Genomic DNA, 15,674 nt, shown 5'->3' on the forward strand with positions numbered 1-15,674 from the left:
CAGCGCGAGGGTGCGGAACAACGGCGATGTGGTCATGCTTGGATGAGCTGAGCTAATCGATCGGGAGGTCGCCCGGTGGGTGTGGAGATCCGCGAACTGGAGTGCTTCCTCGTGCTGGCCGACGAGTTGCACTTCGGCCGTACGGCGGAACGCCTCTACCTCTCGCAGAGCCGCGTCAGCCAGTTGCTGCAATCGCTGGAGCGCCGGATCGGTGGGCCGCTGTTCGAGCGGACCAGCCGACGGGTCGCGCTCACGCCGCTCGGCAAGGAGTTCCTGACGTCGCTGCGGCCGGCGTACACCGCGCTGGAGCGGGTGGTGGAGAACGCGCGGGACTACGCGAACAGTGCGAAAGGCACGCTGCGCATCGGCTTCCAGGGAGCGGCGAACGACGTCGTGCTGAACGCGGTCTCGGTCTTCCAGTCGCACAATCCGAACTGCCTGATCGACGTCGCCGAACTGCCGCTGAACGACCCGTTCGGCGCCCTGCGGCGGGGTGACCTCGATGCCGCCGTCGTGATGCTGCCAGTGGCCGAGGACGACCTGGTCCTGGGCCCGGTGTTCTCCCACCAGCAGCAGACGTTGACGGTCTGCACGAGCCACCCACTCGCCGCCCGGTCCTCGATCGACGCCGAGGACCTCGCCGGCGAGGTCCTGATCGCCGTGGCCGGGCCCGCGCCCGGCTACTGGCGGCAGGCGCAGGCGCCCACCCAGACGCCGGCCGGCGCGTTGATCCACCGCGGTCCCGAGGTGAACACGCTGCAGGAAGGCCTGTCCCTGATCGTCGCCGGCCGCGGCGGCATGCTCGTCTGCCGCCCGACCGCCGAGCACAACCGCCGCGCCGACATCGTCAACATCCCGATCACCGGCCTGCCCGACTCAGCCCTCGGCCTCGTCTGGCGCCGCGGCGAGGACACGCCCTCCCTCCGGGCCTTCGCCGCCCACCTGAAGTCACAGACCGAGTAGCTCCACGGACTTCTCGCGCATCTCGACCTTGCGGACCTTGCCGGTCACCGTCATCGGGAAGTCGTCGACGAGCAGGACGTACTTCGGGATCTTGAAGTGCGCGAGCTTGCCGGTGGCGAACTCCTTCACCGCGGCCGCGTCGACCGGGTCGGCGCCGTCCTTGAGCTTGATCCAGGCGCACAGCTCCTCGCCGTACTTCTCGTCCGGTACGCCGACCACCTGCACGTCGGCGATCGCCGGATGCGTGTAGAGGAACTCCTCGATCTCCCGCGGGTACACGTTCTCGCCGCCGCGGATCACCATGTCCTTGATCCGGCCGACGATTTCGGCGTACCCGTCCTCGCGCATCACCGCCAGGTCGCCGGTGTGCATCCAGCGGGCCTGGTCGATCGCCTCCGCGGTCTTCTCGGGCTCGTCCCAGTAGCCGAGCATCACGGAGTACCCGCGCGTGCACAGCTCACCGGGCTCACCGCGCGGCACGACGAGTCCGGTCGCCGGATCGACCAGCTTCACCTCGACGTGCGGCATCACCCGGCCGACCGTCGATGTCCGGCGATCGAGGTCGTCGTCCCGCCGGGTCTGCGTCGACACCGGTGACGTCTCGGTCATGCCGTAGCAGATCGCCACCTCGGCCATGTGCATGTCGGCGACGCAGCGCTTCATCACCTCGATCGGGCACGGCGACCCGGCCATCACCCCGGTCCGCAGACTGGTGAGGTCGTACGACGCGAAGTCCGGCAGCCCGAGCTCCGCGATGAACATCGTCGGTACGCCGTACAACCCGGTGCAGCGCTCGTCCTGCACCGCCTTCAATGTCGCGGCCGGGTCGAACGCCGGCCCGGGAATCACCATGCACGCGCCGTGCGTCGTACAGCCGAGGTTGGCCATGACCATGCCGAAGCAGTGATAGAAGGGCACCGGGATGCAGAGCCGGTCCTCCTCGGTGAAGGCGATCGTCTCGGTGACGAAGAAGCCGTTGTTGAGGATGTTGTGGTGGCTCAGGGTGGCGCCCTTGGGGAAGCCGGTGGTGCCGCTCGTGTACTGGATGTTGATCGGGTCGTCGAACGCCAGCTCGGCCTCGCGCGTCCGCAACTCGACCAGGGAAACGCGATCGGCGGACGCCCGGAGCTCGTCCCAGTCGCCGGTGCCGATGTAGACGGTCTCCCCCAGCGCCGGGCAGTCCGGACGCACCTCGTCGACCATCGCCCGGTAGTCACTGGTCTTGAACTCGGTCGCCGAGATCAGCAGCCGGACGCCGGACTGGTTCAGCGCGTAGGCCAGCTCGTGCGTCCGGTATGCCGGGTTGATGTTCACCAGGATCGCGCCGACCATCGCGGACGCGTACTGCGTGATCGTCCACTCGGCGCAGTTCGGGGCCCAGATGCCGACCCGGTCACCCTTCGCGATCCCGTGGGCCAGCAGGCCGCGCGCGACCACGTCGACCTCGGCGCCGAACTCGGCGTACGTCCAGCGCCTTCCGGTCTGGACCTCCACGAGCGCGTCACGGTCGCCGTACCGGCCGACCGTGCGTCTCAGGTTGGCGCCGATCGTCTCGCCCAGCAAGGGAACCTCGGACACCCCGGACGCGTACGAAGGCAGGCTCATACCGGCCATCGTCACGCGCCCTGGACGCGCGAGCAACTGCACGTGCGGCAGGAAACAGGGGGTGGACGGCAAGCAATGTCCTTACCAACTCTCCGTCATTTCGGTCGCTGAGCGTGGCGAGCCGGTTACATTGAAGGAGAGAGGTGTGAGGTGATGGGCCGTTCCCCGGAAGGTCAGGCCCGCAGCGATCAGCCGCCGAGGCGTTCCGCGGAGGCCGCCCAGCGAACCGCTGCGGTGGTGGAGCGTGTCCGGGCCCTGGGCAACGTGCTCGCCGACGCGCTCGCGGTCGATGTCCGCGGCACCGACCTGCAGACCCTGAAACGAGGGCCCCGGCGGGCACCGCCGACGGTGTCACCGGCCGATCTCGAGCCGCACCCCGGCCCGGTCTGGGCGGCGTTCGTGCCGCACCCGCCGGGTCGCTTCCGCTGGTGGGGCGCCGAACGGCGGTACGCGCGCCGGCTGGACGCGGCCGAGGACCGGTTCGCCGAGGCGATCGAGCGGCACCGGGCGTTCGAGGAGAACCGGCGGGAGCGGGTGACCCGCGCGCTCCGGGAGCAGACCGAGCAGCAGCGCCGGCTCGACGAGGTGACCGCGGAGCAGCACGCCCGGGTCGACGCGTACCAGCGGGCGGTCGAGGGCCGGGACCGCGCGGCGGTGAGCAAGTACTTCCAGAAGGCGCTCGACAAGGTGCCCGAGCCGCTCGACTTCCCGCGCCGGCGCCGGGTCGGGTATGTGCCGGAGTCGACGCTGCTGGCCGTCGAGTGGGAGCTGCCCGGCGTGGACGTCGTACCCACCGAGGCGTCGTACGTCTACGACCGCGCGCAGGACGTGGTGACCGCGGTGCCGCGACCGTCGCAGGAGGTGCGGCTGCTGTACCAGCAACTCGTGGCCCAGTTGGCGTTGCGGGCCTTGCACCTGGTGTTCGGCAGCGACCGGTACGGCGTGGTCGACACGGTGGTGTTCAACGGGATGGTCGAGGCCGTGGACCTGCCGACGGGGCAGACCGTGCGGCCCTGCCTGATCACGTTGCGGGCGACCCGCGAGCAGTTCAAGGCGCTCGTCCTCGAGCAGCTCGACCCGGTGGCGTGCGTCCGGCACTACTTCTCCGCGGAGGTGTCCCGGCACCCGGACGAGCTGCAGCCGGTGGAGCCGGTGCTGGAGTTCGACCTGGCGGATCCGCGGACGATCGAGCCGGTCGACGTACTGAGTGAGATCGACAGCCGGCCGAACCTGCTGGACCTGAGCCCGGAGTCGTTCGAGCACCTGGTGCAGAACCTGCTCACCCGGATGGGCCTGGAGACCCGGCTGTTCCGGCGCGGCCACGACGGCGGGATCGACTGCGTCGCCTACGACCCGCGCCCGATCACCGGCGGGAAGTTCGTCGTCCAGGCCAAACTCTGGACCCGCACCGTCCCGCCGTCCGCCGTCCGCGACCTGTTCGGCACCGTCGTCGATGCCGGCGCCACCAAGGGCATCCTCATCACCACCAGCGGCTTCGGCCCCTCGAGCTACCAGTTCGCCACCGGCAAACCCCTCCAACTCATCGACGGCACCGCCCTCCTCGCCCTCTGCCACCACCACAACATCCCCGCCCGAATCCACCCCCGCCGCGCCAGCTGACCGTGTCAGACTCTGGGTATGGAGACTGGGGTGAGTGTGGTTGGGGTGGGGCAGGTCAGTGCGGCGCCGGATGTACTGCGGGTGTCGTTCAGTGTGGAGCATGTGGCGCCGGATGTGGCGGCCGCGGTGGCGCAGGTGGGGGAACGGACGGACGCGGTGATCGGCGCGTTGCGTGGGCAGGGGATCGACGCCGACGCGATCGCGACCAGCACGGTGGCGGTCTACCAGGAGTACCGGGAGCCGGGGCAGCCGTCGCCGGGGTTCCGCGGCTCGCACTCGCTGACGGCGCGGACGAAGGACCTGACCGGGTTCGGCCGGCTGCTCAACGCGGCGGTGGATGCCGGGGGCAACAGTCTCGGACTGCAGGGGCTCGAGTTCGACATCGAGGACAAGACCGAACTGCTCACCCGCGCCCGGGAGCTCGCGTTCCGTCAGGCCCGCACCAAGGCCGAGGAGCTGGCCGCGCTGGCCGGCTACTCCCTCGGCTCGGTCACGTCGATCTCCGAGACCCACGGCCACATCCCGTTCCGCGACGGCGTCAATCTCGGCGCCAAGGCGGCTTTCGACTCGGCCGTCAACATCACCCCCGGCGACCATTCCGTGCACGTTTCCCTCGAAGTGCACTTCTCCTGGGCCTGACGGACCACAAACCGGTCTAGACTCGTTGCACCTGTCCTGGGGAGGAACTCATGGCGTTGCAGCGACCCGTTGTCTCGGCTGTGCTCGCGGCCGGCCTGATGCTGAGTCTGGTCGCCTGCGGCGGCGACTCGTCACCCGAAACCGCCACGACGCCGTCGGCCACGCCGACGCCGACCACGAGCAGCAGTACGCCGTCCGCCGTACCGACGACCCCGACGCCGGTGCAGCCGGCGCCGGTGGTGCGGACGAAGGCGACGCTGACCAAGGCGTTGCTGGCGCTGGAGGACCTGCCCGCCGGGTTCGCGGTCGATCCGGAGGCCGCGGGCGACGACGGGAGCGGATTGTCGTCGACGAACTCCAAGTGCGCCAAGCTCGTCCGGCTCTTCAACGCGAACACGACCCCGGGCGCGAAGGTCACTGTGGACCGGGGATTCTCCGGCGGCCAGAACGGCCCGTTCGTCGGCGAGACCCTCGAGGCTATGCCGTCGGCGGCCGCGACCACGGCGTACCTCGCGTCGGTCAAGGCGGCCGTGAAGGCCTGCCCCAAGGCCAAGCTGACGATCGAGGGCGCGGGCAGCTCGACGGTGTCGATCACCGAGGTGGCCGCGCCGAAGGCCGGCACCACCCCGGTCGCCGTGCGCTTCTCGGCGGCGAGCGGGCCGCTGGAGGGGCTCGAGGTGACGTTCGCCTTCGCCGGGCTGGCCGACGTCCTGCTGTCGATGGACTTCGACACCTCGGACATCGAGGAGCTGGTGCTCGCGGCGTACACCAAGGCGAGCAAGGTGCTCGGCACGTCCACCAGCGGCACCTGACCGTTGCGGCGCGTCCTGACATCCCCGACCGGTGGGCGGCTACCCTCACCGCATGCCTGGTAGTAGCCACCCCGCGGGGACGACATGACGGCCGTCTACGCCGTGAGCGACATCCACGGGCACCCGGAGAAGCTCCGGGCGTCACTGCGGGAGGCCGGGCTGACCGATGCCGACGGCAACTGGGCCGGGAAGGACGCCCGGCTGTGGTTCCTCGGCGACTTCTTCGACCGCGGGCCGGACGGGATCGGCGTCCTGCGGATGGTGCGTGAGCTGATCGGCCAGGCGCCGGCCGGCGCCATCCGGGTGCTGCTCGGGAACCACGAGATCCTCGCGCTCGGCATGCACAAGTTCGGCGGCACGTTCGTCCCGCACGACGGCATCACCACCCGGAGCTTCGAGCGGTCCTGGGCGCTGAACGGCGGCCAGGACCGCGACCAGGAGCTGCTCACCGACGAGGAGGTCGAGTGGCTGCTCGACCTGCCGATGCTCGGGCTGGACGCGGGGCACCTGCTGATGCACTCCGACACCGCGGAGTACGTCGAATGGGGCGACACGATCGACCAGATCAACGCCGCGGCGTACGACGACCTGCACAGTGACGACATCGTGGTCTGGTGGGAGATCTGGCGGCGGACGACGTCGCGGTACGCGTTCCGCGGGCCGAGCGGACCGGAGATCGCCCGGATCATGCTGCAGCACCTCGGTGGTCACCGGATCGTGCACGGCCACAGCATCGTCGCCGACCAGCTCGGCATCCTCCCGGAGAACCTGACCGGACCGCACCTGTACGCCGACGGCCTGGCCCTCGGCATCGACGGCGGCGCCTTCGACGGCGGCCCCTGCCTGGTCGTGGAACTCGAACAGCTCTGACGGGAATGCGTCCGCACCCTCCCGGGTTGTTGAAACGTTGACGGTGAACCACGCCCTTGGGAGACGTTGATGCTGAAGAAGATTCCCGGACCGGACCACCCGATCACGGTCGCGAAGAATCCCGACCGGGTGGTGGTGAAGGCCGGCGGCCAGGTGATCGCGGACACCCGGAACGCGCTGTCGCTGCAGGAAGCGAGCTACGCCGCCGTCCAGTACATCCCGCGGGCCGACGTCGACCTGACGCTGCTGGACCGCACCCATCACCACTCGTACTGCCCGTACAAGGGCACCGCGTCGTACTACAGCGTCCTGCCCGCCGGCCGGGACGGGAAGAACGCGGTCTGGACCTACGAGCAGCCGTACGACGCGGTCGCCGACATCCGCGACCACCTGGCCTTCTACCCGGACAAGGTGTCGATCGAGATCATCGCCGACTGAGCAGGAACTCCCGCAGCACCGGTGCGAGCACCTCGACGGCCGCGACGTGGTCCTGGTCGGGCAGCTCGGCCAGCGTCGCGGCCGGCAGTTCCTTCGCGATCCGGTGGGCCGCGTCGACCATGAACGGCGGCGACGCGGTCCCGGCGACGACGAGGGTCGACTGCTTGATCCTCGCGAGCAGGTCGAGCGGGATCCGGCCGCCCGGCGACGCGTGGTCCATGACCGCGAAGTCGTACGCGAGGGTGTGCGCGAGGTCGACGACGCCGGGCGCGGCCGCGGTTTCCAGCGCGGCCTCGCGCGGCATACCCGCGAGCATCAGGAAGAGCTCGACAGCCTCACGCCCCCGGCCGGCCTCGATCAGCCGGAGAACCTCCGCGCCCTCGTCCTCGGTGTCGGCGTCGTCCGGCCCGTACGGCGGCTCGTGCAGCACCACCTGCGTGAACGGCAGCCCCGCCCCCGCGGCGACCGCGACCAGGCCGGCGCCCGACGAGTGGCCGTACACCGCCGCCGTACCGCCGAGGGCCGTGAGCAGCGCGCCGATGTCGTCCACCTCACGCTCGACGGTGTACGTCGTACTGTCGCCGCTGTCACCACGACCGCGCCGGTCGTAGGTCACCACGTCGAAGTCGCCGGCCAACTCGTCGGCCAGCGGCCGCAGCGCGTTGCGATCGCACAACGCCCCCGCGACCAGGACGAGCCGGGGGCCGCTGCCCTGGCGCTCGTACGCGATCGCCGTACCGTCCGCCGAAGTCACCTTGTCCATCTGTTCCTCCTCGAGTCGCCACTGACGACCGGAACGTCGGAGCCACCCGCCGGGCTTCGACACGGCCCGTCCCCCGAAGTAGGTACCGTTGGACGGATGAGCACAACCGAGTCGAGCCGCCCACGGACGCTTGCTGAGGCGTTGCGTACGTGGGACGACGCTGCACTCGGGCGGTTGCTGCAGCGGCGGCCGGATCTGGCGGTGCCGATTCCCGCGGACACGGGTCAGTTGGCCGCTCGGGCGACGACCAATGGGTCGGCGGCGCGGGCGATCAACCGGCTGGACGAGTTCGGTGTCGACCTGCTCGAGGCGCTGTCGGCGCTGCCGGAGCCGGTGGAGCTGCCGGCGCTGGCGGCCGGTGTCGACCAGCCGGTCGAGGTCGTGCGACCGCGCGTGACCGAACTGCTCGACCTGGCGCTCGTATGGGGCACCGAGGACGATCTCCGGCCGATCCGCGCAGTCCATGAGCTGCTCGGCCCGACTCCCGCCGGGCTCGGCCCAGTCACTACCAGGCACTTCGGTGATCTGGACCGGCTGATCGAGGAGGCCGGCCCGGACGCGAGGGCGGTGCTGGACAAGCTGACGTGGGGTCCGCCGACCGGTTCGGTGGAGAAGGCCGAACGTCCGGTCACGATCGCGACGGCGCGTACGCCGGTCGAGCGGCTGCTCGCGCGCGGCCTCGTCGTACCGAAGGATCCGAACACCGTCGTGCTCCCGCGACAGATCGGCCTGCACCTGCGGGGCGGGCGCGTGCTCGCGTCCACTCGGCCCGTGCCGCCGCCGCTGGACGGCAAGACGGTGTCGGCCGCGATCGCCGACCGGGCAGCGGCCGGGGCGGCGCTCGACCTCGTCCGGCAGGTCGACCGTGCGCTGGAGCAGCTGGGCACCGAGCCGCCTCCAGTACTGCGCACTGGCGGCATCGGCGTGCGTGAGCTCCGCAACCTGGCCGGCAAGATCGGTGTGGAGGAGCCGACGGCTGCGGCCGTGCTGGAGATCGCTTACGCCGCCGGACTCGTTGCCGCCGTGGAAGTCGGCACCAGCGAGTTCTGGCTGCCGACGAGCTCGTACGACGACTGGCTCGAGCTGGACCTGGCACACCGGTGGGCCCAGCTCGTCATGGCCTGGTTCACCGGGCTCCGGGCGATCGGTCTGATCGGCCGACGCGACAGCGGCGGAGCGACCGCCGCAGCTCGCGAGCGACTCATCAACGCGCTCGCACCCGACCTGGAACGCATCCTGGCGCCAGAGGTCCGTGTGCTGACGCTGCAAGCCTTGGCCGAGGCCGCTGCGGGTACGGCGCCCGCCGCCGACTCCGTGGTCACGTGGGTCGCCTGGCACCGGCCGCGACGCGGCGGGCAGTTCCGGGACGAGCTGGTCGAGTGGACCATCACCGAGGCCGCCCTGCTCGGCCTGACCGGGCTCGGCGCGCTGGCACAGCACGCTCGACCACTGCTGGCGACCGAGCCGACGGCCGATGAGCTGGCCGCGGCCATCAGCGCACTGGTCCCCGAGCCGGTGTCCGACGTACTGCTCCAGGCGGACCTCACTGCGGTCGCGCCCGGCCCGCTGGTCCGCGCCGTGCAGGACGAGCTGTCGACCATGGCCGACGTGGAGTCCCACGGCGGCGCCGGTGTCTACCGATTCAGTGAGAGCTCGGTACGTCGTGCCTTCGACCTCGGCCGGACAGCGGACCAGCTGCACAAGTGGCTGGCCGAGCACTCGCGCACACCGGTCCCTCAGCCGCTGACGTACCTCATCGACGACGTTGCCCGTCGGCACGGCGTACTGCGGCTGGGCACGGCGTCGACGTACCTGCGCTGCGACGACGAGGACGTGCTCACACATCTCCTGACCTCGAACCTGCCGGGGATCCGCTTCCGCCGGCTCGCCCCGACGGTCGTGGTGTCGCCGTCACCGCCGGACATGGTGCTGAGCCGGCTGCGTGAGGCCGGGCTGGCCCCGCTCGCGGAGACCTTCGACGGGGTCGTGCACGTGACAGCCGGGGCGACGAGGCGGGGAGAGGCGCCACGCCGCCGTACCAGCCGGGACTTCGTGGACAGCCCGCTCGACCTCACCGACGACCAGGTGAAGGCCGTGATCGAGAAGGTCCGGGCCGGCGACCGGATCGCCGCCGAACGACCCGTCGACGAGGGACTGATCGCGCCGACCGCACCGGCCGAGACCATCGGCGTCCTGGCGAACGCGGCCGAGGCCCACACTCGCACGTGGATCTCGTACGTCGACCACAACGGCAACGCCTCCGAACGCGTCGTCGAGCCGGTCCGCGTCGCCGACGGCTGGCTGACCGCGTACGACGAGGGCGCCGACCAGCCCAGGACCTACGCCCTGCACCGCATCTCGACCGCCCGGCCCGTTGTTTGACGCCTGAGGCACAATGGAAGGTCGGACAGGCGAGAGGGAGATGTAGTGACAGACGGTCCTTTGATCGTGCAGTCGGACAAGACGCTTCTGCTGGAGACCGCACATCCGGACGCCAACGACTGCCGGAAGGCGATCGCACCGTTCGCCGAGCTGGAGCGTGCTCCTGAGCACGTGCACACCTACCGGCTGACCCCACTCGGGCTGTGGAACGCACGGGCAGCCGGACACGACGCCGAGCAGGTCATCGACGTACTGCTGCGCTACAGCCGCTACCCGGTCCCGCACTCGCTCCTGGTCGACATCGCCGAGACCCTGGATCGCTACGGTCGGCTGCGTCTGGAGAAGCACCCGCAGCACGGGCTCGTGCTCATCACCACCGATCGGCCGGTGCTGGAGGAGGTGCTGCGCAGTGCGAAGGTCAAGCCGATGCTCGGCGCCCGCGTCGACGACGACACCGTCCTGGTGCACCCGTCGGAGCGCGGTCACCTCAAGCAGACCCTGCTGAAGCTCGGCTGGCCCGCCGAGGACCTGGCCGGGTACGTCGACGGTGAGACGCACCAGATCGAGCTCGTGCGTGAGGGCTGGGACATGCGCCCGTACCAGCAACAGGCGGTGGACTCGTTCTGGCACGGCGGCTCGGGCGTCGTCGTACTGCCGTGTGGTGCCGGGAAGACGATCGTCGGCGCGGCCGCGATGGCGCAGGCGTCCGCGACCACGCTGATCCTGGTGACGAACACGGTGTCCGCGCGGCAGTGGAAGGACGAGCTGCTCCGCCGGACCAGCCTGACCGAGGACGAGATCGGCGAGTACTCCGGTGCCCGCAAGGAGATCCGCCCGGTGACCATCGCGACGTACCAGGTGATGACGACGCGCCGGAAGGGCGTGTACTCGCACCTGGAGCTGTTCGACGCGCGGGACTGGGGCCTGATCGTGTACGACGAGGTGCACCTGCTGCCGGCGCCGATCTTCCGGATGACCGCCGACCTGCAGACCCGCCGGCGGATCGGCCTGACCGCGACCCTGGTCCGCGAGGACGGCCGCGAGGGCGACGTGTTCTCGCTGATCGGCCCGAAGCGGTACGACGCGCCGTGGAAGGACATCGAGGCGCAAGGCTGGATCGCGCCGGCCGACTGCGTCGAGGTGCGAGTCGACCTGGAGCAGACCGAGCGGTTCGTCTACGCGACCGCGGAGCCGCAGGACCGCTACCGGCTGGCCGCTTCCACACCGGCCAAGTCCCGGCTGGTACGACGCATCGCCGAGCACCACGCGGATGAGCCGCTGCTCGTGATCGGGCAGTACATCGACCAGCTGGACGAGCTCGGCGAACGGCTCGAGTGCCCGGTGATCAAGGGTGAGACGACGGTCCGCGAACGGCAGCGGCTGTTCGACGCGTTCCGGGCCGGGGAGATCACCAGGCTGGTGGTCAGCAAGGTCGCCAACTTCTCCATCGACCTGCCCGAGGCGTCGGTCGCAATCCAGGTCTCCGGCACCTTCGGCTCCCGCCAGGAGGAGGCCCAGCGCCTCGGCCGAGTCCTCCGCCCCAAAGGCGACGGCCGCACCGCCCGCTTCTACTCGATCGTCGCCCGTGACACCGTAGACGCCGAGTTCGCCGCCCACCGCCAACGCTTCCTGGCCGAACAGGGCTACGCCTACACCATCGTCGACGCCGAAAACCTCTTCGCCTGATGTCGGCTTTCTGCAGCTCGACAGGAGGTGTCGGGTCGCCCGGTGATGCCCGACGCTTGCCCGCGGCGGCAACCGGGGTTCTGGAGGGGACACCTCCTGTCGGTTTGCAGGCCGTCAACCGGAGAGGCGCTGCGCCAAGGCGGCACGGACGGTTGCGACGACCCAGGCAGGATCGCCGATCACCTGCTCGTAGGTGAGTCGGAGGACCAACCAGCCGGCCGCCACCAACTCGTCGTACCGCTGGCAGTCGGCGGCGAAGTCCCGCCGCGATCCGTGAAACTCGAAACCGTCCGCTTCGAGCGCCAACCGGGCCTCGCGATGCCCCAGATCGACCCGGGCCCGGAAACGCCCGCTGGACACCAGGACCTGTGGTTCGAAGCCGTCGATGCCCTCCTCGATGAGGAGCGCCCGGAGCATGCTCTCGAGGAAACTGCCGGACAGGCGCGTCGCGGCTGCTGCCGTCCTGCGGGCGTTCGGACAACCAGGGCCTCTTAGCGCGGCAGCCGCGGCGAGGAGTTCGTCCCGGCTCAGGTGCCCAGTGGCGAGGGCCGCATCGGCGACGGCGAGTGCCTCGGCGAACGGGAGGATGCGGGCACAGTCGACGACGGTCCGTTGCAGCGAGGTGATCCGGTGCCGGCGATCGTCGGCGTCGGTATCGGCCCAGTGCAGAATCGCAGGCGGTCCTGGGCGGGGACGGCGCTTGGGGGGGACTGTGACGTGCGGCTTCTCTGGCCGCACCAGGAGCGGAAGACCCATCGCGGCCGCCGCGCTGGTGTGCGAGAGGACACCGTCGTAGGCGATAGCTGCTGCCTGGTCGGCCGGCAACCCTGGCACGGCATAGATGCCTTGGGTGATTCGCTGGACCTCACCCCGCTCGAGTGCGGCTCCGAGCGCGTGGCGTGACGTCACCTGCATCAGCTCGGACAGCGATGCCCAACCACCACGTCGAACCAGCACCTCGGCGAGCGTTTCCATCCGAAGGATGGTGCCTGAGATCGGTCGACGCGTGTCGTGCCTTGTCCACAGGCGACAGCTCGACAGGAAGTGTCCCTCCCAGACTCTTCCCGTCCCGCTCAGAGGCGGGCTGCCAGGTCTCCAGTGGACATATACGTCCTGTCGAGCCGACGACCTACTCCCCTAGGCGGGTGTGGATGCCGTTGAAGTGTTTTTTCATGGAGCGGGCGAAGGAGTCGGGGTCGCCGGATTCCAGGGCCACCAGGAGGTCGCGGTGCCAGGCGGCGGCGTCGGCGGGCGAGTAGCGGGCGCCGGGCAAGCGGGCGTCCACCTGGGAGAAGGTCCGCCAGAAGACGGACAGGAGGTCGATGACGAGGGCGTTGCCGAGGGGCTCGTAGAGGGCTTGGTGGAAGGCCCAGTCCTCGTCGGGGAAGTATTCGCCGGCGTCGGCCTTGGCCTCCATCCGTTCGACGATCGGCTCCAGCGTGCCGTACCCGTGGGAGCTGAAGTAGGCGACCACGTCGTCGGCCAGGCCGACCTCTATCGCCTGGCGGACCTCCAGGACGTTCTGCACGTCCCGGAGGTCGCCGGCCATCGACTGCGACATCCGGAACGCGAGCCCGTCCTCCAGCGACTGCAGCGACACCTCGCCGACGTACGTGCCGTACCCGTGCCGGATCTCGATGATGCCGACCGCCTGCAGCGCCTTCATCGCCTCCCGCAGCGGGTGCCGGCCGACGCCGAGCTGAGCCATCAGCTCCTGCTCGTTCGGCAGCGGGTCACCCGCCTTCAGCCCGCGTTCCAGGATGTACGACTTCATCTGGTCGCGGATGAAGGTCTGATTCCCCGCCGCACCCCGTGCCCGGCTGAGCCCACCCGTCGTCACTGCCGGCCTCCTCGTCTAGGAACCGTTCAGTGTAATCCGGCCCGGTCCAGCAAGGGCCGGATCGCGGCGATCTCGGCGTCGTCCAGCGGGATCGACGGGTACGCCGTCACCGGGCAGGCGATCACGCCGAGCAGGTAGAGCCCGGCCTTGAACGCACCCAGCGCGGCCGAGCTCGCACCCATCCGGCTCCGGTCCGCCACGGTGATGATCTCGAACAACCGGATCAGCCGGTCCTGCTCGGCCCGGGCGGCCGCGGGATCTCCGGAGGTCGCCGCGTCGTACAGCCGCACGTACCCGGCCGGGTCCACGTTGCCCAGCCCGGGTACGACGCCGTCGACGCCGAAGGCCAGCGAGGAGTCGACGGTGACCTCGGACCCGGTCATGATTGCGAAGCCGGACAGCCCGGTGTCCCGGCGGTCCAGGACCAGTTGACGCAGGCTCGTCTCCTGACCGCTGGAGTCCTTCACGCCGGCGATCACGCCGCGCTCGCCGAGCGAGATCATCAACGAGGCCGGCAGCTTCACCCCGGCCCGCGGCGGGATGTCGTACGCGTACAGCGGAGTGTCCTCGGCCAGGGAGGCCAGCCGGACGAAGTGCCGTTCGATCTCGGCCGGATGCGTCGCGGCGTAGAACGGCGCGGTCGCGACCAGGCCGTCCACGCCGGCCTTCAGCGCGGCCGACAGGTGTGCACCGGCCCGGGCGGTCGACGTGTCGATGACACCGGCCAGCACCGGCACCTGACCCGCCACCTCCGCCACCGTGGTCTCCAGCACGACCTGCCGTTGTTCGTCGGTCAGGAAGGTGCCCTCACCGGAGGTGCCGAGCACGAACACGCCGTGCACACCGCCGGCCAACTGGTGCTCGATCAACCGGGCCAGCGAAGCAGTGTCGACGTCGTACTCGGGTGTGAGCGGGGTGACGAGCGGCGGTACGACGCCGGTCAACTGGGCGGAGTCGGTCAAGGGGTCTCCCAACCTCAAAGGGCGAATGTGGCGAACCGCAGAGTGGCGAAGGACGAGGTCTCACCGGCCTCGTAGAAGATCCCGACCCGGCCGTCGGGCAGCAGGACGAGATCGGAGTAGCCGGCCATGCCCTCGTGTACGACGAGCGCGGGCCGCCAGGACCGCCCCGAGTCCTCGCTCAGGAACACGGTCAGCTCGCGACGGCTGGTCGGGTTGACCGGGGTCGACAACAGCAGCCGGCCGTCGGGCAGCGCGAGCACGCTCCCCTGGATGCCGGGGGCGGCGATCTCGGGGATCCCGGCGTACGGCGCCTCCAGCGTCGCACCGCCGTCCGAGGACCACGCGTGCACGCGGGCCGGCCCGGTGCCCTGATGGTTGCGGGCGTTGAAGTACAACCGCCCGTCCGGCAACTCGGCGACGGTCGTCTCGTTGGCGTTGATCTCGGCGCCGTCGTTGCGATCGACGAACCCGACCGACCAGCTCACCCCGCCGTCGTCGCTGTAGATGCAATGGCCGCCGTTCAGCCGGATCAGATCGTCGACCGGCTCGGACGGGACGAATGAGTGGTTCGCCGGTACGACGAGGCGCCCGGACGTCAGCGCGATCCCGTGACACGGGCCGGTCGCGTACCAGCCCCAGTCGGACGGCTTCACCTGCGCGGTGATCTCGACGGTGTCGCTCCAGGTCGCGCCGTCGTCGGCCGAGCGCTGGACGAACACCCGGCGGCCGTCGACCGGGTCGGTGCCGCGGGCGAGCGACATCTCGACCGCGTGCGCGCCGTTCTCGACCGTGACCAGGACGATGTCCCCGCTCGCCGGGTCGATCACCGGGACGGGGTTGCCGCACGTCTTGCCCGGCACGGCCGAGACCACCTGCAACGGCAGCCAGGTCCGGCCGCCGTCGAGCGACCGGCGCAGTACAACCTCGATCTCCCCGGCGTCACCGGAGCCGTGCAGCCGGCCCTCGCAGAAGGCGAGCACCAGCTCGCCCCGCGCCAGGACGGACGGGATCCGGAACGTGTGATAGCCGCTCCCCTCCGGGTCGAAGACGACCTCGGCGGTGATTTCCGCGGCACCGACTCTTGAAGACATAGG

The 15,674-nt window shown here is 70.2% G+C and carries 14 protein-coding genes; 8 read left to right on the forward strand and 6 right to left on the reverse strand.

The window, feature by feature from the left end; translation table 11 throughout:
* The first annotated feature begins 75 nt into the window (after positions 1 to 75).
* Positions 76 to 963, forward strand: coding sequence for a LysR family transcriptional regulator (locus ACQPYZ_RS30260; protein WP_433162084.1), 888 nt, complete (start codon positions 76 to 78; stop codon positions 961 to 963).
* Here the strand turns inward: ACQPYZ_RS30260 and ACQPYZ_RS30265 are convergent.
* Positions 949 to 2,568 carry an AMP-binding protein gene (locus tag ACQPYZ_RS30265; RefSeq protein ID WP_433162086.1) on the reverse strand — a complete coding sequence of 540 codons (1,620 nt, stop codon included), beginning with the start codon at positions 2,566 to 2,568 and terminating at the stop codon, positions 949 to 951. The two genes, ACQPYZ_RS30260 and ACQPYZ_RS30265, sit on opposite strands and share 15 nt — an antisense overlap.
* Positions 2,569 to 2,721: 153 nt before the next feature.
* On the opposite strand from ACQPYZ_RS30265, the gene ACQPYZ_RS30270 reads away from it, so the two are divergent.
* From ACQPYZ_RS30270 to ACQPYZ_RS30290, 5 genes are all read left to right on the forward strand, one after another.
* The gene (locus ACQPYZ_RS30270; RefSeq protein WP_433162088.1) at positions 2,722 to 4,188 is read left to right on the forward strand and encodes a restriction endonuclease; all 1,467 of its coding nucleotides are present in this window, start codon (positions 2,722 to 2,724) and stop codon (positions 4,186 to 4,188) included.
* Between the two features lie 18 nt (positions 4,189 to 4,206).
* Positions 4,207 to 4,827: an SIMPL domain-containing protein gene (locus ACQPYZ_RS30275; protein WP_433162090.1), complete on the forward strand. Its 621-nt coding sequence runs from the start codon at positions 4,207 to 4,209 to the stop codon at positions 4,825 to 4,827.
* 50 nt (positions 4,828 to 4,877) lie between these two features.
* The gene (locus ACQPYZ_RS30280; RefSeq protein ID WP_433162091.1) at positions 4,878 to 5,639 is read left to right on the forward strand and encodes a hypothetical protein; all 762 of its coding nucleotides are present in this window, start codon (positions 4,878 to 4,880) and stop codon (positions 5,637 to 5,639) included.
* A gap of 84 nt (positions 5,640 to 5,723) precedes the next feature.
* A complete protein-coding gene (locus ACQPYZ_RS30285) occupies positions 5,724 to 6,509 on the forward strand; it encodes a metallophosphoesterase (RefSeq protein WP_433162092.1) in 786 nt (261 codons plus the stop codon).
* 69 nt (positions 6,510 to 6,578) lie between these two features.
* Positions 6,579 to 6,947 (forward strand): DUF427 domain-containing protein, encoded by a 369-nt coding sequence (locus ACQPYZ_RS30290; RefSeq protein WP_433162094.1) that lies wholly within the window; start codon positions 6,579 to 6,581, stop codon positions 6,945 to 6,947.
* Here the strand turns inward: ACQPYZ_RS30290 and ACQPYZ_RS30295 are convergent.
* Entirely contained in the window at positions 6,934 to 7,710 is a 777-nt protein-coding gene (locus ACQPYZ_RS30295) for an alpha/beta fold hydrolase (protein ID WP_433162095.1), read from the reverse strand. The genes ACQPYZ_RS30290 and ACQPYZ_RS30295 overlap by 14 nt on opposite strands.
* A gap of 96 nt (positions 7,711 to 7,806) precedes the next feature.
* On the opposite strand from ACQPYZ_RS30295, the gene ACQPYZ_RS30300 reads away from it, so the two are divergent.
* Both ACQPYZ_RS30300 and ACQPYZ_RS30305 read left to right on the forward strand, forming a co-directional pair.
* Positions 7,807 to 10,092: a helicase-associated domain-containing protein gene (locus ACQPYZ_RS30300; protein WP_433162097.1), complete on the forward strand. Its 2,286-nt coding sequence runs from the start codon at positions 7,807 to 7,809 to the stop codon at positions 10,090 to 10,092.
* 45 nt (positions 10,093 to 10,137) lie between these two features.
* Positions 10,138 to 11,778, forward strand: a complete 1,641-nt coding sequence (locus tag ACQPYZ_RS30305) for a DNA repair helicase XPB (RefSeq protein WP_433162098.1) — start codon at positions 10,138 to 10,140, stop codon at positions 11,776 to 11,778.
* A 114-nt stretch (positions 11,779 to 11,892) separates the two neighbouring features.
* On the opposite strand, the gene ACQPYZ_RS30310 is transcribed toward ACQPYZ_RS30305, so the two are convergent.
* The 4 genes from ACQPYZ_RS30310 to ACQPYZ_RS30325 form a co-directional block, all read right to left on the reverse strand.
* Positions 11,893 to 12,753 (reverse strand): DUF559 domain-containing protein, encoded by an 861-nt coding sequence (locus ACQPYZ_RS30310; RefSeq protein ID WP_433162100.1) that lies wholly within the window; start codon positions 12,751 to 12,753, stop codon positions 11,893 to 11,895.
* Between the two features lie 154 nt (positions 12,754 to 12,907).
* A complete protein-coding gene (locus ACQPYZ_RS30315) occupies positions 12,908 to 13,618 on the reverse strand; it encodes a FadR/GntR family transcriptional regulator (RefSeq protein ID WP_433162102.1) in 711 nt (236 codons plus the stop codon).
* Between the two features lie 26 nt (positions 13,619 to 13,644).
* Positions 13,645 to 14,580, reverse strand: a complete 936-nt coding sequence (locus ACQPYZ_RS30320) for a dihydrodipicolinate synthase family protein (RefSeq protein WP_433162104.1) — start codon at positions 14,578 to 14,580, stop codon at positions 13,645 to 13,647.
* A 14-nt stretch (positions 14,581 to 14,594) separates the two neighbouring features.
* Positions 14,595 to 15,671 (reverse strand): sialidase family protein, encoded by a 1,077-nt coding sequence (locus ACQPYZ_RS30325; protein WP_433162105.1) that lies wholly within the window; start codon positions 15,669 to 15,671, stop codon positions 14,595 to 14,597.
* Positions 15,672 to 15,674 lie beyond the last annotated feature (3 nt).

Origin of the sequence: Kribbella sp. CA-247076 (genome assembly GCF_050942445.1) — a bacterium.
Taxonomy (GTDB): domain Bacteria; phylum Actinomycetota; class Actinomycetes; order Propionibacteriales; family Kribbellaceae; genus Kribbella.

What these genes read in the sequence shown, in the direction of transcription:
- ACQPYZ_RS30280 (WP_433162091.1), top strand. Translation starts at nt 4,878, where the DNA reads ATGGCGTTGCAGCGACCCGTTGTCTCGGCTGTGCTCGCGGCCGGCCTG.
- ACQPYZ_RS30275 (WP_433162090.1), top strand. Translation starts at nt 4,207, where the DNA reads ATGGAGACTGGGGTGAGTGTGGTTGGGGTGGGGCAGGTCAGTGCGGCG.
- ACQPYZ_RS30325 (WP_433162105.1), bottom strand. Translation starts at nt 15,671, where the DNA reads ATGTCTTCAAGAGTCGGTGCCGCGGAAATCACCGCCGAGGTCGTCTTC.
- ACQPYZ_RS30270 (WP_433162088.1), top strand. Translation starts at nt 2,722, where the DNA reads ATGGGCCGTTCCCCGGAAGGTCAGGCCCGCAGCGATCAGCCGCCGAGG.
- ACQPYZ_RS30300 (WP_433162097.1), top strand. Translation starts at nt 7,807, where the DNA reads ATGAGCACAACCGAGTCGAGCCGCCCACGGACGCTTGCTGAGGCGTTG.
- ACQPYZ_RS30310 (WP_433162100.1), bottom strand. Translation starts at nt 12,753, where the DNA reads ATGGAAACGCTCGCCGAGGTGCTGGTTCGACGTGGTGGTTGGGCATCG.
- ACQPYZ_RS30290 (WP_433162094.1), top strand. Translation starts at nt 6,579, where the DNA reads ATGCTGAAGAAGATTCCCGGACCGGACCACCCGATCACGGTCGCGAAG.
- ACQPYZ_RS30265 (WP_433162086.1), bottom strand. Translation starts at nt 2,568, where the DNA reads ATGAGCCTGCCTTCGTACGCGTCCGGGGTGTCCGAGGTTCCCTTGCTG.
- ACQPYZ_RS30285 (WP_433162092.1), top strand. Translation starts at nt 5,724, where the DNA reads ATGACGGCCGTCTACGCCGTGAGCGACATCCACGGGCACCCGGAGAAG.
- ACQPYZ_RS30295 (WP_433162095.1), bottom strand. Translation starts at nt 7,710, where the DNA reads ATGGACAAGGTGACTTCGGCGGACGGTACGGCGATCGCGTACGAGCGC.